The sequence below is a fragment of the Aulosira sp. FACHB-615 genome, assembly GCF_014698045.1.
GTDB lineage: Bacteria > Cyanobacteriota > Cyanobacteriia > Cyanobacteriales > Nostocaceae > Nostoc_B.
This window is the reverse complement of sequence record NZ_JACJSE010000020.1, coordinates 45,843-65,162: the sequence shown is the minus strand read 5'-3', so window position 1 is coordinate 65,162 and position 19,320 is coordinate 45,843. Positions and strand designations below refer to the sequence as shown.

Genomic DNA, 19,320 nt, shown 5'->3' with positions numbered 1-19,320 from the left:
AATCCAAAATCTAAAATCCAAAATTGATATAACGCAGACGTACTCTCAAAAGACGCAACCACCGCAGCCAAACTTGTGCAGGTTGCTCAAAGAAAGTGAAAATATCACCAAAACCCAGGTTCGTTTTATTATGATGCAGCCAGTGTCTTTCGGGAGTTGTAATGAATAGAAATTGACACAAAATATTGATGACCTTTGGAGTTTGCCAACCCAAAACACTAACGTGTCTCCACCATACATGAAACTGACCTAATAGCAATCCTAAAATCACACCAATGGGAGAGAAAGACCAGAAAATAAATGCCATAATTATATAAGGCAAAGCTCCCAAAATTCCATCTAAAAGTACCTGAAGATTTGCCGTTAATATGGCATAGTGGCGAAAGTCCTTCTTCCAAGAATGATGTGTTCTTAAGTGGAGGCTACCAAAAACATGCTCAGGTATGTGATACACGAATGTAGATAAAAAATCACCAAAAAATAATAACAGCCAAGCAACAACGATAGCCTCAAGCATTTGTACTCCTCACGTTCAATTAAACAAATCCACACAAAAAAATCCCAAAAAGACAGTTGATGCAGCGTCGCATCTTGTCAATTTTTCGGGTGACATTACCGTAATATTTAAAAGTTTTATTGATGTGCGATTGTCAGTTTAATCAATCACATTAATGACTCCTTTTTTCTTCTGTCAGAAAGAAATTAGCCAATACATCTAAAACTTGATAGATTTAGTGTATTTTAGTATTGTTACCCCATAATCTTCTTATGAAGACAGACAGTATGAGCAAAGAACCAGTTAAAATTAGTACAAATTTAGGTTAAGAATTTCTGCACAGTTATTTAGCAGAGATTAACTACAAGTTATCTGGCATTGAGAGAAAATTTTACTAGTTGACTGAAGGACAAATCTATCTGCGGTTAATTATTTTTATCTATAACTCACTAAGTTAAGAAAGGCGATGAGATATATCAAAAATTGATGTGTTAAATATTACGTAAAAAATCAAACTATGGCAATCACACAATACCAAATTCCGATTATAGATATCAGTGCCTTAGTCACAGAAAGTAGCGATCGCCACCTGACAGCAGCAAAAATTGGTCAAGCCTGTCGGGAATATGGATTTTTCTATATTATTGGGCATGGTGTAGATATAGACTTGCAGCAGCGCCTAGAAGATTGTAGCCGTGAATTTTTTGCCCAAGATTTAGCCACCAAAATGCAAATCCCTATGGCGTTGGCTGGAAAAGCATGGCGGGGTTACTTTCCTGTGGGTGACGAACTCACATCAGGAAAGCCAGATTTAAAAGAGGGGATTTATTTTGGTGCGGAATTAACTTCATCACACCCGCAGGTAAAAGCTGGTACACCTATGCACGGTGCAAATTTGTTTCCGCCTAATCTGCCACTATTTCGTGAGACAGTACTAGAGTATATGTCAGTAATGACCAAGCTGGGACATATTTTAATGACAGGTATTGCCTTAAGCTTGGGATTAGAAGCATCTTACTTTAGCGATCGCTACACCAGCGACCCCTTAATATTATTTCGCATCTTTAACTACCCGCCTGATCAGTTATCAAGCAACGACGAAATTCGCTGGGGAGTTGGTGAACATACAGATTACGGCGTATTAACTATTCTCAAACAAGACAATTTAGGTGGTTTGCAAATCAAATCAAAATCACGCTGGATTGATGCGCCACCTGTACCGAACTCCTTTGTCTGTAACATCGGCGATATGCTCGATCGTATGACAGGCGGATTATACAAATCTACACCCCATCGGGTACAAAATTTTAGTGGACGCGATCGCCTATCCTTTCCGTTCTTCTTCGATCCCAACTTTGATGTAGAAGTCAAACCGATTGAATTAAATCACGTCGTCCAAGAAGATTCTCAAGAACGTTGGGATAAAGCCAGTGTGCATAACTTTCAAGGAACCTACGGTGATTACGTGCTGAGTAAAGTAGCCAAAGTTTTCCCAGAGTTACAGCGCACAGTTTTATGAAGAGTGCTGAGTTGAAAGTGCTGAGTTAAAAGAACACCCCCACACCCTGACACCCAAATTTCACAGATAACCTTTGTGCCTTGAAAGCGTTACCCTAGATGGTAAAGCTCAAATTTAGACTATGACACCTGACGAAATTGCGGTAACACTAACAGAATTCTTTGGTACAGAAAGTATAGCTGCGATCGCACCTGGATCTTGGCAAGTAGACTCACCTAGTTTTCGGCTGTTAGTGCTGCTGTCAGAAGACCAAACTTGGCTGCGAGTGCTATTGCCGATTGTACCGCTACAAGAAGCGGAAACATTTTTAACCCAATTTTTAGAAGCCAACTTTGATGAAACTCAGGAAACCCGCTACGCCATCTATGACGGAGTAGTTTGGGGAGTCTATCACCATAATATGGGTACATTAGTGAGTGCGGATTTTGCCAATGCTATTTCTAGACTGCTTTCTCTTCATAAAGCTGGTTTAAATGATGTCTTCAATCGATTTATTGAAAACCGCCTCCGCAAAATTATCCAAGGCGCAAAACAGCAAGGACAATCTCTACAAGCCACAATGCAAAACTTAGACAGATTTTATGCAGAAGGCTTAATGGGTGAAATTAACCAATCTGCTAACGATAGAGAACAAGTATTAGCAACTTGGCAATATCAACTAGAACGCCTGTGGAATGAAATATAGCAAAGTGCTGAGTGCTGAGTGCTGAGTGCTGAGTGCTGAGTGCTGAGTGCTGAGTGCTGAGAAAAAATACTAATCCCTAATTCTTAGTCCCTACCCCCTACCCCCTACTCCCTATTTTTATTCATGGATATTATCGAAATTCTCAAAGAAGATTATCAAAGATTTCCTGAAAATCAAACATATTCAATTTACGCAGAAGATGTTTATTTTCAAGATGCAGTTTTTAAATTTCGAGGAATTAAACTTTATCAGTGGATGATTAAATTTATCCAGACTTTCTTTTTAAATCTCAAAATGGATTTACATAGTATTCAACGTTTGGGAGACACTATCAAAACTGAGTGGACACTGAGTTGGAATAGTCCCTTACCTTGGAAACCCCGCATTTCTATCACTGGCTGGAGCGAATTAAAACTTAACTCTGATGATTTGATTATTTCTCACATTGATTATTGGAATTGTTCACAGCTAGATGTAATTAAACAGCATTTCTTTCCAGTTAAATAGTGTTATCAAAGCTTGTTCAGATACCCGACTTCTTGAAGAAGTCGGATATCTTGTTGCTCTCAAATATTCCAAGTTTGTGACAGCAGCACTTTTAAACACTCATTTCTAACATCCGTTGCATGGGACGCAGCGCCGCCACTCTAATATCTTCAGACATTGTAATTTCAGGAGCGCGATTTTTCATCGCTAAATACAATTTTTCTAATGTATTGAGTCGCATAAACGGACACTCATTACAGTTACAATTATTTGTTGGTGGCGCAGGAATAAAATGCTTATCTGGCGCAAATTTTTGCATTTGGTGAATAATTCCTGGTTCTGTCGCCACAATAAATTCTTGGGCAGGGCTGGTCTGACAATATTTGAGTAAAGCTGCCGTCGAACCAATATAATTAGCGTGGCGCAAAACGCTAGTTTCACATTCTGGGTGAGCGATCGCCTCCGCTTGGGGATGTGCTATTTTTAACTGGACGATTTTCTTTTCGGAAAAGGTTTCATGGACAACACAGCTACCTTGCCACAGTACCAAATCTCTGCCAGTTTGTTCCATGACATAGCGCCCTAAATTCCGGTCTGGAGCAAAAATAATTGGCTGGTCTTTGGGTATCTGCTGCACAATTTTGACAGCATTAGAACTAGTACAAATAATATCGCTCATTGCCTTAATGTCAGCAGAGCAGTTAATATACGAAACCACCAAATGATCAGGATAAGCTGCTTTAAACGCCGCAAATTCCTTTGGTGGACAACTATCTGCTAAAGAACAACCAGCAGTTAAATCAGGTAACAGTACTAACTTATCAGGATTGAGAATTTTGGCTGTTTCTGCCATAAAGTGTACGCCAGCAAAGACAATTACATCTGCATTGGTCTGAGCTGCGGCTTTCGCCAGTTGTAACGAATCACCAATAAAATCTGCAATATCTTGAATATCTGGTTCTTGATAGTAATGCGCCAAGATTACCGCATTGAGTTCTTTTTTTAAATCCTCAATAGCAGCAAATAAATCTCGTGGTAGTTCACCTGATTGGGTTTGGTTTTTTGGTGCAAATGCAGTTGTAAACACAGTTAGGGGTTGCTTATGGTTGCAAGTATTTTATCTAGTGGATTCAATTATAGTAGTTTTTACCAAAAATAACAGGCAATAAAATTAAAGACTTTTTGAAGTATTACGTAAGTATATAAAAGCGTATGATATCCTAGGTTAGTTTTGGCAATTATCTTTATAGGTAAGGGCAGGTTGAGTAAAAGAATCTCTGGGTAAAGGAAATCCCCTATTAACCCGCCTTTACAGTAGTAGGGGGTGCTGATTTTTCCGCCATCACGATGAGTTATTTGTAAATCTAATCAGTTGACAATTGTCAACTGATAAAAGCTGGAGGTCAAACAGCACTCATGGAACTCACTTTAAATCAAATAGCAGGATTTCCGCGCTCAGGTTGGTGCTAATTTCGAGTTTTTCCTCGCCACTGATTTGTACACCGTCACCGGCTCTGAGTTCTTCGCCGTTCAGTGTGGCTATACCTTGAGCTATTTGCAACCAAGCATAGCGATCGCGTTTCAGGTGATAATTCACCACATCACCGCTTTCTAAAACAGAGGCGTATAAATCCACATCTTGATGAATTGTTACCGCACCGTCGCGGCCATCTTTGGCGGCGATTAAGCGTAATTGACCGCGTTTTTCTTCTACAGAAAATGCTTTTTGTTCATATCTGGGAGCCAAGCCTTGCTCATCTGGTAAAATCCAGATTTGCAGTAGATGGAGTGGTTCGGTGGGTGAGGGATTAAACTCGCTGTGCATAATTCCTGTACCTGCACTCATAATTTGAGCATCACCAGGACGAATGACTGAACCTGTACCCAAACTATCTTTATGCTCAACAGCGCCAGACAGCACATAAGTGAGAATTTCCATATCTCGATGTCCGTGGGTAGGAAAACCCGCACCAGGCGCAATGCGATCGTCGTTAATCACGCGCAGAGACCGGAATCCCATCCGATTGGGATCATAAAAATGGCTGAAGGAAAATGTGTGGTAACTATCTAGCCAGCCGATTTGGCTCCGACCGCGATTGTTTCGATCATGAATTAAATAGTTAATTGTATTTTGAGACATAAATTTACCTCAGTTGATTTAGTTTTGGTAATCTCAATAATTAATATTCTTGTGTACAGAAATATGCAAATTAATGCAGTTAATTAATTACCAAATCGATGCGCTAGATTTTAACTGCCAATTAATCACTAATCTCAGAGAGAATTTTGATTTATCTAGCTGGCTTTCGACTTATTTAAATATTAGAATATCTACCTATAAAATGAAAAGTACGCACTAAAAAGTGGCGTACTTACCAAAAGGATACTATGAAGTTTGCCAGGAATTATCTAACTGTAGCTGGTGTTTTAGTAGTAGCAGAGCCATTCTCTGCTTTAATTTCTGCTACTTGCAAATGAGCTTCTAAGAACCACAGTCGTTTGTCAATGGTGCGAGAAATTTCGGTGTAAAGGTCTGCGGTGTCTGCATCACCTAAGTCGTCGGTTTTAGCGATCGCTTCTCGGATATGTTTAGCGTAAGGTGCAAAACGGTCGGCTAATGCGGTTACATGGTCTTTGCCATCCAAAATATCCAGAGGATATTCTGGCAGGATGGAGTTACTAGCCGCTAGTCTTGCGGTTCCGAAAGCATAGCCACCTAACGCGGTGACACGTTCAGCCACTGTATCAACATATTCTTCTAATTCGCCTGCAATCTCATCAAACAATTCGTGCAACTGATAAAAGTCTGTACCTTTAACGTTCCAGTGTGCTTGCTTTGTCTGGGTTTTCAAATCTAAGGTAGCTGCCAATGTTTGATTCAGAATGGCTACGATTTGAGAACGTGCTTCGGCAGGAATATCAATACGAGAGGGATAAAGACGGGATGTCTGCTTATTGTCGCTCATGGTTCTAAATTTGTTGATCGACACATTGAGTCTACAAATAGTGATGGAGTTTGGGGAACTTCCGAAAGACAGATGGTTTTTCCGCAGGAATGATTTATTATCTTGATTACTCTTGCGGATACTCAGTAATTCAAAGGCGGTGGTTGTCGATCGCATTGAATGTACCACCAAACAGGCGATCGCGGATGATGTCATTTTGCAAGAAGTCGTGGGGAAAACCTAGTTCAATTTGACTCACTTCGTTGAGGCGTTGCAGGTGTTCCGGCGATAAGGTGATATCTAAACAAGCCAAGTTATCTTGAAATTGGCTGAGTTTGCGTGCGCCGACGATAGGAATCATTACACCACTTTGGGCGCGTAACCAAGCTAATGCGACTTGCGAAGGTGAAGCGCCAATTTCCGTAGCAACTTGACTCACTACTGCGGCGATCGCTAAACTGCGTTCTGATACAGTTCCAAATGCAGTGTTGGCAAGCCTACCTTGTTCTTCTCCTGGTTGCAGAGGCTGATTATACTTACCTGTCAGTACACCACCAGCTAAGGGCGACCAAGGTGTGACTGCTAAATCAAGGGCTTTAGCCATTGGGAGCAAATCTCGTTCTGGTGTTCGCTGAATTAAATTATACTCAATTTGCAAAGCTACAAACTGCGTCCAGCCTTGATATTGAGCGATAGTATTAGCTTGAGCCACAATCCAAGCAGGTGCATCAGAAATCCCAATGTAAAGAACCTTACCTTGACGCACCACATCATCAAGCGATCGCATTACCTCCTCAATTGGAGTGGTAAAATCCCAAGCATGTAACCAAAATAAATCAATATAGTCTGTATTCAGTCGTTTGAGACTACCTTCTAAGGATTGCACCAAATTCTTGCGATGATTGCCGCTACCATTGGGATTACCTGTATTTTCTCCCATCCGCGAGGGAAAAGAGTATTTAGTTGCAACTACAAAGCGTTCTCTGTCTTGAGCAATTAATTCACCAACAATTTTTTCACTACTACCGTTGGTGTAACCATTGGCGGTGTCAATAAAATTCCCACCGGCTGCTGTAAAAGTCTCAAAAATTCTCCGACTTTCATCAACAGAAGCACCCCAACCCCAGTCTTCACCAAAAGTCATCGTTCCCAAGCAGAGTTCCGAAACTCTCAACCCACTTTTGCCTAAGAGTTTGTATCTCATATCACTCGCAATTGGTAGTTTTTAATTACCTTAGCAGTGAAAAATTAGCAGTAACAATTGACCAATGGTAGATGACACTGATTTAAAAAGGTGTTGTTGCTTGTAAATGAAGAGTTTTGGCTAATTGGGGATGGTAAAAACTGATTTCCCTGGCGTGGAGATGTAAACGATTTGCATTAGCATTACATCCATAAAGGCGATCGCCCAATATTACCACGCCTAATCCTACCGCCGCATGAACCCGCAGCTGATGGGTGCGTCCGGTGAGGGGGATAAATTCTACGCGGGTGTATTCGCCTTCTTTGGCAATTACCTGAAACTTGGTGACACTGGGTTTACCATGTTGCCAATCAACTTGTTGATAAGGGCGATTTTGCGGATTTCCCCAAAGTGGTAATTCAATCACACCGTGATTTTGAGTCACCGCACCTGCCAAAATTGCTTCATAAACTTTATGCACTTGTCGCTGTTGGAATTGTTGACTGAGGTGATAGTGCGTATTGCGATCGCGTGCTATCAACAAAATACCAGAAGTCTCCTGATCCAAACGATGCACAGATACAAGGTTCGTCCCATCAGCTAATAAATTCCGTAAACGACTCACTACACTATCTTGGGTGTCTTGATAACGGCCGGGAACTGATAATAGTCCCGCAGGTTTATTCACAGCAATTAGCCATTCGTCTTGATAGATAATCTCCTCTCTAGTAGCGGAGGGACTGACAACTCCCCTTGAACTATTAGGTTTAATACCCGACAGCAAAAATCCCATCAACGGCTGACAACGTTCTACACAAGCTTCATAAAATTCCCCTTGAATTTTATCTCCTGAAGATTTCCCCCACCAAAATTCTGCCATTGCGAGGGGTTTAAGGTGATGGGTGGCGGCGTAATGCAACAACTTTGGGGCGCAACAGTCGCCTGTACCCGTGGGTAAACCATCCGGCATTAATTGTTGTAAGGTGAGAGATTGACCGAAAAAATTCATCAGCGAATAAGCAGCGTGCATTTGGGCTTGGAGTTGACGAGATAAGGTTTTACGCTGTTGTTTTAATTCTCTGATTTTGGTATCTGCGGCGGTAATTAATTGTTGAAGCGGCTGTAAAACTTCATCTCGCTGACGTTTGAGTTGTCGCCGTTCAATCCCATCTTTGCGACTGGCTGCGTCAAGTTCTGCAAGTGCAGTGGTGAGAACTTCACTTGTGAGTGTTTCGCCCAGTATTTGGCGTTGGGCTTGGCGTTGATATCTGCATTCACGATGGCGATCGCTCATGACTTGCAATTGCTGTGTAAATTCAGCAGATAATATTTCATACTGCTGTCGTTCTGGTAATTCTTGTAAATTAATAATTTCTTGTTTAATTGTCTCTAATTTTGCTAAAGTCTCCGCTTCTGATAAAGCAACTGTATCTCTTCCGGGAATTGGCGGAACCCAGCCATCAACAACACTTTTACCATTTAATAATCCTGAGAAAGCTTGAATAACTTTTTGTTCACCACTGGGCAATTCAACTAATAAAACACCATACATCTTACCTTCCCTAGCATAACGCTCATCTCTAGCGAGATAGTTCATTAAGCCACGGGCAATTCCTTCTATCAAAGCAGTACGGGGTAATCTCAGCAGTTCGCCAGTTTGGGGACAACGCCCTTCATAGTAATAGTTAGGAGAAAAATGCTTGACTGTAAAATTACAATCAATAAAATCTGAAATTGGCGAAAGCAGCGAACAGTCAAGCATTTAAGAGAAGATTTATCAGATAAATCTGAAGTAGTAACGTATCAATACTAAAGTAGTACATTAAATGTAGCGACTGTCTTGAAAGTCGCTACAATTTTTTAGCAACATTTTAGCCTTGCTACGCTAGTCCAAGGGGTTTATGAGTGAACCTCAAGCTCAAAGTTAGCTGTAACTGTCTTCATTTCCAAGGTATGAGGACTCTTAAATGAAAGTTGTGCATTAGTTTGTTGGCAAGCTTCCATAGTTCTTACGTGTTCCATTTCATCATCTCGAATTGCCACAAACACATCATAAAGATGATCAATTTGAGGACGGCGTTCAGTGGGTTGATGAGATGTTTGAAACTCATCAAACATATATAAGTCGCCATCACGATAGTAACGGATTGCTACTAATGGAGCCGGTTGGGCTTTCAATCCCACTTCATTTGCTGTCAAGAATTTATGATAACTGCTGTATGCGTGTTTTTCCACCAGTTCCATAAAATGATAGGCAGAACGCGGTGAAAAGAAATACACACAAGTAATAATCCAGTAATAAATTAATGCTGTAGTTTTGGCTAATAGTCGATCGCCCCAAAATGCGTCTCCACCTAAAGATTCCATAATTAATAGGTGATGCAATTCATTCCAAGATTCGGCAAAATGAACCTTCAGCCAATCAGCTTTGCGCCATAATCCCAAAGTTTCATAAAGATGCAACACTGAGAGATAAGAAAAGTAAGGTACACGCGCTACTGTTTCTAAAACATAAAAACGAGGATAAGGGCGATCGCGATAAACAGTATTGATCACAAATACCAAAATATTCACAAGCAAACGAATCATAGCTGTCTCCATGTATGCTTAAAAGATTAGGAGTAGTTGAGATAGCTGGGTTAGTTATCTTACCTGTGCAATTTTTTATACAGCTAAAATTTGAGGAACTTGTGAGGAATATTGAAATTGAACATAGTAAAATGCGATCGCTCAATTGTGGTTCATTACATCAAGCGATCGCATTTGTTTGACTCAACTAATAGCAGATATTAAAAACTGTTTTAAAGTTCAGATCCCCGACTTCTTGAAGAAGTTGGGGATCTTGTTCCTCATGGCTAAATTTCAACCTAATTGTCAGATTTTGGCGCGAACTACCGGATAAGGGAACAGTCGCTTAAATCCTTCCTGACGTTCTGCTACTGTTTCAGGAGCAACATCCCACAAACTTTCGTAATAGAAAAAGGCTACACCTAAACCCCGTTCTTGAGTAGCCCGTACTTGAGCCTTAATTTGTGGCATTGGGACTGGGTTATTGCGTAACCCTGCCATAATTCCGATTCCGGTGGGAATTTTTTGTTGTGCTTCTTGAATTTCGCTACGGCCGATATTGGCAACAAAACTCTGGAAATCAGGACGATAAACTTGCACAATTAGCTCATCTACAATATTTTGCCGTATCCAAGCCAGCCAATCTTGCAGGTGGAACTTATAAGCAAAATCATAATAATTTGGTGATACAGAAAAAATGCTATTGGGTTTTCTGGCTTTCACTGCTTGGTTCAGTCTCACCATGAAAGCTGTAATTTTATCTGCCCGCCATTTTACCCAAGCTGAATCATTAGGGTTTGCAGGAGGATTGTTTTTGGTTTCTTGGGTATATAAAGCTACTGTATATTTGTCATAACCAAATTCATGGGGCAAACTCATGTGGTCGTCAAACTGAATACCATCAGCATCATATTGGGTGACGACTTCTAACACCAAGTTAGTAATAAACTGTTGTACTTGGGGATGGAAAGGATTTAGCCAAACAACTTCACCCGCCGCGCTGATAGAAGTTTCACTACCATTGCGCTTTTGCGTTAACCACTCTGGATGATTTAATGCTAACTCGGATGTTGGCGGAGCCATGAACCCAAACTCAAACCAGGGTATAACTAACAAACCTTTACGATGGGCGTGATTAATTAAGTCTGCGAGGATATCTTGCCCCTCTAAACCACGGGTAATAAAAGGCTGAATACCTGCACCTTGGGCGGTTGCACTGGGATACATCGCATAGCCAGAGTTCCACACCACAGGATAGATAGTATTGAAATTGAGGCGTTGTAGGTGTTTTACAGCGTCCCGCACCTTGACGCGATCGCGCAAAACATTAAAATCATTGTTAGTCATCCACACACCGCGAATTTCTTGGCGTGGTAGTTGAGCGATCGCAGGTTTTAGCCCATCTACTACCAATACTGCCACAAAAGAAACTAACATCAGCACAGGCACTAGCCGTTTTAGCTTGCGCCCCAAACCTAAGAAAGTCAAGAGTTTCATCGGGTTGAATGATTTGTCACCTACCCACTCACGCCATCGCCTATTTTTGTGATGGAATTTATTAGCCATATAGCCTTGAAGTATTGATGTTTACTAGAGGAATGGTTAATTGGTAGTTGTTCATTCAATGCTGCACATCGAACTTCTGCACCGGGGAAACTCAAATAGAATTCATACCGTCAATTCAGGATGACGTAACCAGTATCCATTAGTGTCCAATATACATCGCGTCTAACAGGTAGTTTACCAAGTCTTTATCTTACCTGACATTCGTGGAATCATTACCAAAAATTACTGATACTATACTGTGTTATTAATAACTTAAGATAATGAAAATAGGAAGCGATACTGCGTTTTATGACAATCGACTACAGCAATAATACTCAGATTTATCTTGAATGAGAAAATTGCTGTGATGAATTTTAATCAGCCTTTACAGGTAGTTATGTAACAAACTCAAACCTATACCCTTGGGTTTCTTGAAAGATGTGTTTTAGCTGAGTCCGAAATTCATCATCCCTCAATATGTCCATCAAAGCAACTGCATTCCACCTAAGACTGTTGTTAATCAGCTAATTCTGTGACAATGATTAACAATAAGCCAGAATACTTAATCTCAGCTACTCATGCGCCAGAGTTCTCAAAACAGCCTTTTAGCAAGCAAACCGCAGCCATTTAATTGGTTATATGCCTTTTGGAAGTTTTCTCGTCCACACACAATTATTGGCACCAGTCTGAGTGTTTTGGGTTTATATGTGATTGCCATTGCCATTAATCATCGAGTTGACTTCCTATTGCCAATTTCCAATTCCCTTTTACCAGTTTTAGGTGCATGGATAGCTTGTTTATGTGGCAATATTTACATTGTCGGCTTAAATCAGCTAGAAGATGTAGAGATAGATAAGATTAATAAGCCGCATTTACCACTAGCATCTGGGGAATTTTCTCGACCTATAGGACAATTGATTGTCATTACAACAGGGATTTTAGCTTTAGTAATTGCCTGGTTAAATGGGCCGTTTTTATTTGGGATGGTAGCATTAAGCTTGGCAATTGGTACAGCTTATTCCTTACCACCAATTCGCTTGAAACAGTTTCCATTTTGGGCAGCACTGTGCATTTTTTCGGTACGTGGAACAATTGTGAATTTGGGTTTATTTTTGCATTTTAATTGGGTACTGCAAAGCAAAGAATTAATTCCGCCAGCCGTGTGGGTACTGACGATATTTATCTTAGTGTTTACCTTTGCGATCGCCATTTTTAAAGACATCCCTGATATCGAAGGCGATCGCTTGTACAATATCTCTACTTTTACAATTCAACTCGGAACGCAATCTGTATTTAACTTGGCACTTTGGGTACTCACCCTCTGCTATTTGGGGATGATGTTGGCGGGTGTATTGCGGCTAGAGGCTGTCAACTCAGCATTTTTGGTGATTACCCATTTATTATTGCTGTGTGGGATGTGGTTTCGCAGTTTAACGGTAGACTTACAAGATAAACGTGCGATCGCCCAATTTTATCAATTCATTTGGAAACTCTTTTTCTTAGAATATTTAATATTCCCCATCGGTTGTTTGTTGGCTTAACACAATGCTAGACACCCCTCCAGTAATTGATATTCTTGCCACGTTGGTAGTGATTGCGAGTGTTTTTCTACTGATTTATTTTGCTGTGAAAACCTTAATCACCTCCAACTACTTTCAAAAAGGCATCAATCTTTATCAGCAAAAAGACTATCCAGGCGCGGAAGCAGAGTTTCGCAAAGTGATTGCTATCAACTCTACGAATGATGTCGTGCGCCTATTTTTAGGAGATGTTGTATATCAGCAAGATAGAATTTCCGAAGCCACAGAATTATTCCAAGAAGTCATTCGCCGCAGTCCCAAAAACCCCGAAGCTTATTTACGCCTAGCCAATGTCTTAATGCAGCAAAATCAACCAGAAGCAGCTAAGACTAATTTGCAAACAGCACAAAATTTATTTCAAAAACGCCAACCAGAAAAAGCCCAAAAAGTGGCTCAGTTATTGGCAAAAATCAACGCCAAATCAACTTAAATATTGATTAATCATTTTAAATTGAGTCTCTATGGTACAAACACCAAAGAAAACATTGACTTTACAAGAGTTTCTCACACTACCAGAAACTCAGCCAAGCTCAGAATACATCGACGGTCAAGTAATTCAAAAACATATCCCGCAAGGAAAGCATAGCACTATTCAAGGAGAACTCTGTCCCAAAATTAATGCTGTTGTAAAAGTCAAAAAAATGGGTTGGGCTTTTCCTGAATTACGCTGCACATTTGGCGTAATTTCTCTAGTTCCTGATGTTGCTGTGTTTTCTTGGGTAAGGCTTCCTGTTGATGAAAATGGTGATATTGCTAATACGTTTACTATCGCACCCGATTGGATGATCGAAATTCTTTCCCCAGAACAAAGCCATACGAAAGTTACAAAGAAAATCTTACACGCTCTCAATCACGGCACTCAAATGGGTTGGTTAATTGACCCTGACGAGCGATTTATTGCTGCTTATCCTGCGGGAAAACAACCTTTAGCATTTGAGGCAATTGATAGTGTTTTGCCAGTGCCAGATTTCTGCCAAGGTTTACAGTTAACAGTAGGTGAAATTTTTGGCTGGTTAAAGGTAAATTTGTAATAAAAATTAATAATTTTTAATTGCGGATATCCTGAATAAATTGCTGTACAGCATCGTACTGGTCAGGTATGGTTATATACTTTAGCAGTATGCTTGGATCTAAATTAGGAAAAAAACCACTTCTTTCTACTTCCTCATATTCACCCTGTTCGCTCAGGCGAAATATTTTGATAGAGTTAGATTTCCAAAACCACACTTCTGGTACTTTTTTAGGTTTATATAACTCTTTTCTATTAATAGTTCCACTGGTGATGATAACTTCAATAACTATGTCTGGGACTTCTTTTTTTGTGCCAATGCTATAGGATTCATCTGGTGTACCTGAAGCATATCCAGGTTCTTCTAAAGTGTAGCCACCACGACCATAAAAACGTATACCCAACTCTCTCATATAAGCTTCTAATAAATAACCGAGAGTTCTTTTCACATATTCATGTTCTTCACCAATTGGCGACATAATTTCTAACATTCCTGATAAATAAGACAATCGAACATTGTGGTTGTCCAAGAGCTGGGCTTCAATTCCTTTAAACTGCTCCCAAGAAACATCTTTGAGAGTTATCAGTTTTTCTTCTGCGGACTGTTCTACAAGTGGGATACTCATATCAACACTTCCTTAAAAAACTAAATTAGACGGGGCATACCTTAACAAAACCTTCTGTAAATAGTAATGTTATTTCTTGAGGGTTAAGGATTTCGTCTTTGCCGAAGTAATCTATCTGTATATGAATTATTCTACGATCACTAACTCATCGCTAATTATCTTGCCTTCTGGGATGAAATTTTTATGCCCGATCGCATTAATCTCAGATCATGACTAAACAACAAGGCAAAGTTTACCTCGTCGGTGCAGGGCCGGGAGATGTGGCGTACCTGACAGTTAAGGCTTATCATCTCTTGGCTGTGGCTGAGGTGCTGGTCTATGATGCTCTGGTGGATGAGCAATTGTTAAACTGTGTACCAGCGAATTGTTTAAGGTTAGATGTGGGTAAGCGTGGTGGTAAACCAAGTACAACCCAAGGGGAAATTAATAAATTATTGGTGCAGCACTGTCAAGCTGGTCAACAAGTTGTCAGGTTAAAATCAGGCGACCCGTTTATTTTTGGACGCTGTACTTCGGAAATTGAAGCTTTAAAAGCAGCAGGTTGTGAATTTGAAGTTATACCGGGAATTTCCTCCGCTTTAGCCGCGCCGTTGTTTGCGGGAATTCCATTAACAGATGCGGCGATGAGTCGGTGTTTTGCTGTGTTTACCGCCCACGAACCAGATACTTTGGACTGGGAGGCGCTGTCAAGGTTAGAGACGCTGGTAATCTTGATGGGTGGACAACATTTGCCGGAAATCATACATCAATTATTGCGGCGTAAGCGATCGCGCCTCACTCCCATTGCCATTATCCGTTGGGCAGGAACACCGAATCAACAAGTTTGGACTGGTCAATTAAACAATATCCTCGAAAAAATCACAGGATTATCCCTCTCGCCAGTGGTAATTGTAATTGGTGAAGTGGTCAGGCTGCGGCAGTACTTACAATCTGAGAAAATAAATGCTGAGGATTCCACTACAGCAATTATTCCCAGTCTGCCAACTATGTCCAACCACCTCCCCCTCGCTGGAAAAACTATCTTAGTCACTCGTTCTGTGGGACAGTCAAGCGAATTTAGCGATCGCCTCCAGGCGGTTGGTGCTAAAGTCATTGAAATGCCAGCTTTAGAAATTGGCCCGCCTGCGAGTTGGGCAGATTTGGATCATGCGATCGCTAGTTTATCTGACTTCGACTGGTTAATTCTGACTTCTACCAATGGTGTGGAATACTTTTTTGCCAGATTAACCGCATTGGGTAAAGATTCTCGCGCTTTAGCTAATGTCAAAATTGCCGTTGTTGGTGAAAAAACAGCCCAATCTCTCAAACAACAAGCACTCAAACCAGATTTTATTCCACCGAACTTTGTAGCCGATTCTTTAGTAGAACATTTTCCCGAAACCTTGTCTGGTAAAAAGATTTTATTCCCCAGAGTTGAAACCGGTGGTCGAGAAATTTTAGTCAAAGAATTAACCGCCAAAGGTGCAGAAGTTATCGAAGTTGCAGCTTATCAATCTTGCTGTCCTAGTAGTATTCCCGAATCAGCGAAGTTAGCCTTACAAAATCACCAAGTCGATATTATTACCTTTGCCAGTTCTAAAACTGTGCAGTTTTTCTGTCAAATTATTGATCGCACATTTGCGAATCATGCTGTGATCAATTTAGCAGATGTTTGCATTGCTTCCATCGGCCCCCAAACTTCTAAAACTTGTCACGCTTTATTTGGCCGGGTAGATGTGGAGGCTGAAGAATATACCTTAGAAGGACTAACTCAAGCTTTGGTGAAATGGGCGGAGGGAAGTAGGGAGTTTCGATGAACATAATTATTGATGTCTAGGCAACATCAAAGTTGATACGCCGAGGATCACAGGAGGTTTTTTGACCGAAAACAAGTTAATTGACTTTCGTCTCTGTTTTTAAAGCAGTAGATGATTCTGCGGGTTTGGTAATTCTTCTACCCCAAGGTTTCAATACAGAAACAGCAATAATCGCCAGTATAAAGCCAGTTTGAATAGCACCACCGATTAAAACACCTTTGATATCAAAATTGTACAGGGGATTACTCAAGGCTTGCGATCGCTCAATATCTGAAATACTTGTAGCAGCATTCAACCAAGGCCCTAACCACACAGTTCCAGTCGTAATCAAACTAACTGTCACCACCCATTTGAAGATTACCCAGTAATGTTTAAAAAATCCCCAAATGGTTAGCCAGCAAAGCAGTCCACCAGTTAGTAAAGACAAGTTTGCCGAAGGAATAATTACAAAATCATCCAGCAATTTCAAAGCAGCATTAACCGCATACAATTCATCGCCGTTAGTAGTATGACTATTTTTTAAGGCGATCGCGATCATACACACAGCCGTACCAAACCAAATACTACCGAATGCAACATGGGCTGAAAGTAACCAGTTTTTCTGTTTAACGTTGAGCTTGGGCATAAATTCTCCAAATTTTACTATTTTTGAGGAATAATTGCTGTTTATGTCTAGATTTTATCAACTTATCTGCTACAGCCGTTCACATGATGACACTACAAGAGAATATCATCAATTGTAAAGAAAAATTACAGTTAACGTAATTATTACTTAATAAGCAGTATTTAATGACAAGCCACAAACATACAGCAAAATTCAGAATCAAATGAGATTCTGAGAAGTTATCTCAGCACAGCATATTTTTTTAGGCGTGTTCTGATTCATCAGCACACCCTCAATTCCTATTGTTTATCAAGCACAAACATGACAAACTTAAAATTGAGATTTAAACCTGTTTCCTTTAGCTGGGTAGCACTACATCCCCAACCTAAAGGCGTGATTCAATTCATTGGTGGAGCTTTTTTCGGCACATTTGGGCCAATGTTTTTTTATCGCTATTTGCTGGAATGTTTGTATCAGCAAGGCTATACAATTATTCTCTTACCGTTTAACTTTACCTTTGACCATTATAGAGAAGCAGGTTTTCTCATTCGAGAACAATATAAGATCATCCCAGAATTAGTCAGAATGGCAGAAGTAGCAGGTTATGACTATAAAATCTATCTCGATGATTCTAACTTTTCTTGGATAGGTCACAGTATTGGTTGTAAGTATATTGCTCTTTTAGAAGCTTTTAGTGCTTTGCCGAAAGATCCAGAAAAAATAGAAGATTTTGTTTGGAAAATCGTCAAAGAAACTTCAGGAAATTTATCGCCAGAAAAACAAGCCAAAAAAGTTAAAAGTATTGTCAACGATTTATTAACCCTGATTCGTGACTTAGAAAAGCAACGCATCAATGCTCAAAAATTAACTTCTTATTACGTTAATCAAGATGTAAACCAGAATCAAACAGATTTTGGTTCATCAGATGTCAAGATTAACAGCATCTTTATTAAAAGCCAAGCATCTCTATTATTAGCACCAGTTAATACTGGATTAGACAGCGCCATTAAACCCAAAGCCTTAGCAGATTTTATTATCAGTCTTGGGTTTAACGTGAAACCAACACCCCAAGAAACTGAGGCTTTAATTAAAAACAGTAATTTGTTTAATTTGCTGGGGTTAATTTATTTTCCTTTAGACAATATCGGCAAATCTACCAGGGAATGGTTCTTTAATAGCTTGCAAAAACCCCCAGAAAATTTCCGCGACAAACTCAAGGGTGGACATTTAAGACCATTAGGAATACGTATCGGTGATTTAGTTTTTAATTTTCCCGATACTCTTTCTGTACCACCTATTGAAGCCGTCAAAAAGAGAAATGCTGAATTTGAAGCGCCTGTGCTGAAACTACTGGCTGCTTTAGAACAAAAGCGCCGAGAAATGCAGAACAAATAAGGTAAGTATCGAAATACTATTGGTATTGTTGAATGCGGGGATAATTTTTTGCATCGGTTCACACTGCTTTCAGCAATACCAATAGATAATCTATCTTATTTCCCTTGTCTCCCTTCTCACCCCTGTTATTCTACATACCTACACCCATTCTCAAAAAACAGTAAGTTCTGACAATTATTGGATTTGCTAGGAGTCTGCGCTGAGAAATAGCGTTGAAATCTAATGATTTTTCCCCCTGTGGAACAGGCAGGCAGGTTTACAATATTAGGAAAAACTTGATTGCAAACCTCAAACAGCCGTGAATCAAAACGGGGCAATGCCACAAAGTAGTGAAACCTCCTACTATTCTTTATTAGGACTGCATCCCTCAGCATCGGTAATCGACATTCGCCGTGCTTATCGGGAAATGAGTAAACGCTATCATCCAGACACTACAGAATTACCTGCGTCCCTTGCTACTGCTAAATTTCAGCAAATTAATGAAGCTTATGCTACGTTAAGCCATCCAGAAAGGCGACTCAGTTATGATTTGAAAATTGGTTATTCCCGCTTTGGTGTAATTCAAGCGCCTGCGGATTTGCATCGTCCGGTGCGTTATTCTTATGATTACTCGAAATCGGCTTACCTGGATGCCAGCGATCGCCCTCTTTCTTCTGGGGAAATTTTCGCTTTATTTATTCTGGGGCTGACTTTTGTGGGATGTTTATTACTGGCGATCGCTATTGGCTTCGCCCGTGGTGAGGCGGCTTTTCAAACTCAATCACCCCAACTAACCCCAAAACAGCAAATTTCTTCTCTCTCCCACTTCCCTAGTTCTGGGGAATGCCAAAACCATAACTTTCCCATCTTCAAATCAACCATTTCTTAACGCACCATCTCAAAT

At 40.3% G+C, this 19,320-nt stretch carries 20 protein-coding genes; 10 read left to right on the top strand and 10 right to left on the bottom strand.

The genetic code is table 11. The features are described 5' to 3' along the window. Nucleotides 1-10 precede the first annotated feature (10 nt). Nucleotides 11-517 carry a fatty acid hydroxylase gene (locus H6G77_RS24760; protein WP_190676307.1) on the bottom strand — a complete coding sequence of 169 codons (507 nt, stop codon included), beginning with the start codon at nucleotides 515-517 and terminating at the stop codon, nucleotides 11-13. A 496-nt stretch (nucleotides 518-1,013) separates the two neighbouring features. Between H6G77_RS24760 and H6G77_RS24755 the strand changes: the two genes are divergently transcribed. From H6G77_RS24755 to H6G77_RS24745, 3 genes are all read left to right on the top strand, one after another. Beyond that, on the top strand, nucleotides 1,014-2,015 hold the full coding sequence (locus H6G77_RS24755) for an isopenicillin N synthase family oxygenase (RefSeq protein WP_190872995.1): 1,002 nt from the start codon (nucleotides 1,014-1,016) through the stop codon (nucleotides 2,013-2,015). Nucleotides 2,016-2,136: 121 nt separating this feature from the next. Then, complete coding sequence (locus H6G77_RS24750; RefSeq protein WP_190591376.1) at nucleotides 2,137-2,700, top strand: hypothetical protein; 564 nt, start codon at nucleotides 2,137-2,139, stop codon at nucleotides 2,698-2,700. 123 nt (nucleotides 2,701-2,823) lie between these two features. Further along, on the top strand, nucleotides 2,824-3,207 hold the full coding sequence (locus tag H6G77_RS24745; RefSeq protein WP_190676311.1) for a DUF2358 domain-containing protein: 384 nt from the start codon (nucleotides 2,824-2,826) through the stop codon (nucleotides 3,205-3,207). A gap of 91 nt (nucleotides 3,208-3,298) precedes the next feature. Here H6G77_RS24745 and nadA read toward each other — a convergent pair whose 3' ends face one another. The 6 genes from nadA to H6G77_RS24715 all read right to left on the bottom strand — a co-directional run bounded on the left by nadA (nucleotide 3,299) and on the right by H6G77_RS24715 (nucleotide 9,903). Beyond that, nucleotides 3,299-4,273 (bottom strand): quinolinate synthase NadA, encoded by a 975-nt coding sequence (gene nadA, locus H6G77_RS24740; protein ID WP_190591374.1) that lies wholly within the window; start codon nucleotides 4,271-4,273, stop codon nucleotides 3,299-3,301. A 336-nt stretch (nucleotides 4,274-4,609) separates the two neighbouring features. Beyond that, entirely contained in the window at nucleotides 4,610-5,326 is a 717-nt protein-coding gene (locus H6G77_RS24735) for a pirin family protein (RefSeq protein WP_190591373.1), read from the bottom strand. Between the two features lie 265 nt (nucleotides 5,327-5,591). Beyond that, complete coding sequence (gene dps, locus H6G77_RS24730; RefSeq protein ID WP_190591372.1) at nucleotides 5,592-6,152, bottom strand: DNA starvation/stationary phase protection protein Dps; 561 nt, start codon at nucleotides 6,150-6,152, stop codon at nucleotides 5,592-5,594. Nucleotides 6,153-6,282: 130 nt separating this feature from the next. Then, complete coding sequence (locus tag H6G77_RS24725) at nucleotides 6,283-7,335, bottom strand: aldo/keto reductase (protein WP_190591371.1); 1,053 nt, start codon at nucleotides 7,333-7,335, stop codon at nucleotides 6,283-6,285. A gap of 82 nt (nucleotides 7,336-7,417) precedes the next feature. Beyond that, nucleotides 7,418-9,076: an RluA family pseudouridine synthase gene (locus tag H6G77_RS24720; protein ID WP_190872994.1), complete on the bottom strand. Its 1,659-nt coding sequence runs from the start codon at nucleotides 9,074-9,076 to the stop codon at nucleotides 7,418-7,420. Between the two features lie 137 nt (nucleotides 9,077-9,213). After that, the gene (locus H6G77_RS24715; RefSeq protein ID WP_190872993.1) at nucleotides 9,214-9,903 is read right to left on the bottom strand and encodes an alternative oxidase; all 690 of its coding nucleotides are present in this window, start codon (nucleotides 9,901-9,903) and stop codon (nucleotides 9,214-9,216) included. 14 nt (nucleotides 9,904-9,917) lie between these two features. Here H6G77_RS24715 and H6G77_RS24710 point away from each other — a divergent pair, with 14 nt between their 5' ends. Then, nucleotides 9,918-10,085 (top strand): hypothetical protein, encoded by a 168-nt coding sequence (locus tag H6G77_RS24710; RefSeq protein WP_190591367.1) that lies wholly within the window; start codon nucleotides 9,918-9,920, stop codon nucleotides 10,083-10,085. Nucleotides 10,086-10,188: 103 nt separating this feature from the next. On the opposite strand, the gene H6G77_RS24705 is transcribed toward H6G77_RS24710, so the two are convergent. Next, a complete protein-coding gene (locus H6G77_RS24705; protein WP_190671104.1) occupies nucleotides 10,189-11,448 on the bottom strand; it encodes a glycoside hydrolase family 10 protein in 1,260 nt (419 codons plus the stop codon). A 557-nt stretch (nucleotides 11,449-12,005) separates the two neighbouring features. Between H6G77_RS24705 and H6G77_RS24700 the strand changes: the two genes are divergently transcribed. The 3 genes from H6G77_RS24700 to H6G77_RS24690 are packed head-to-tail and all read left to right on the top strand — an operon-like array spanning nucleotide 12,006 to nucleotide 14,038. Further along, nucleotides 12,006-12,968 carry a homogentisate phytyltransferase gene (locus H6G77_RS24700; RefSeq protein ID WP_190872992.1) on the top strand — a complete coding sequence of 321 codons (963 nt, stop codon included), beginning with the start codon at nucleotides 12,006-12,008 and terminating at the stop codon, nucleotides 12,966-12,968. 4 nt (nucleotides 12,969-12,972) lie between these two features. Next, nucleotides 12,973-13,437, top strand: a complete 465-nt coding sequence (locus H6G77_RS24695; protein WP_190872991.1) for a M48 family metallopeptidase — start codon at nucleotides 12,973-12,975, stop codon at nucleotides 13,435-13,437. A 31-nt stretch (nucleotides 13,438-13,468) separates the two neighbouring features. After that, complete coding sequence (locus tag H6G77_RS24690) at nucleotides 13,469-14,038, top strand: Uma2 family endonuclease (protein WP_190872990.1); 570 nt, start codon at nucleotides 13,469-13,471, stop codon at nucleotides 14,036-14,038. A gap of 16 nt (nucleotides 14,039-14,054) precedes the next feature. Here the strand turns inward: H6G77_RS24690 and H6G77_RS24685 are convergent, their stop codons facing one another. Continuing rightward, nucleotides 14,055-14,642, bottom strand: coding sequence for a Uma2 family endonuclease (locus H6G77_RS24685; protein ID WP_190872989.1), 588 nt, complete (start codon nucleotides 14,640-14,642; stop codon nucleotides 14,055-14,057). A 209-nt stretch (nucleotides 14,643-14,851) separates the two neighbouring features. Between H6G77_RS24685 and cobA the strand changes: the two genes are divergently transcribed. Then, nucleotides 14,852-16,438 carry a uroporphyrinogen-III C-methyltransferase gene (gene cobA, locus H6G77_RS24680; RefSeq protein ID WP_190591361.1) on the top strand — a complete coding sequence of 529 codons (1,587 nt, stop codon included), beginning with the start codon at nucleotides 14,852-14,854 and terminating at the stop codon, nucleotides 16,436-16,438. A gap of 76 nt (nucleotides 16,439-16,514) precedes the next feature. Here cobA and H6G77_RS24675 read toward each other — a convergent pair whose 3' ends face one another. Continuing rightward, nucleotides 16,515-17,063, bottom strand: coding sequence for a hypothetical protein (locus tag H6G77_RS24675; protein ID WP_190591360.1), 549 nt, complete (start codon nucleotides 17,061-17,063; stop codon nucleotides 16,515-16,517). A gap of 300 nt (nucleotides 17,064-17,363) precedes the next feature. Between H6G77_RS24675 and H6G77_RS24670 the strand changes: the two genes are divergently transcribed. Continuing rightward, nucleotides 17,364-18,437, top strand: coding sequence for a DUF1350 family protein (locus tag H6G77_RS24670; protein ID WP_190591359.1), 1,074 nt, complete (start codon nucleotides 17,364-17,366; stop codon nucleotides 18,435-18,437). Between the two features lie 316 nt (nucleotides 18,438-18,753). Continuing rightward, a complete protein-coding gene (locus H6G77_RS24665; RefSeq protein WP_190591358.1) occupies nucleotides 18,754-19,305 on the top strand; it encodes a J domain-containing protein in 552 nt (183 codons plus the stop codon). The last annotated feature ends 15 nt before the right edge of the window (nucleotides 19,306-19,320 follow it).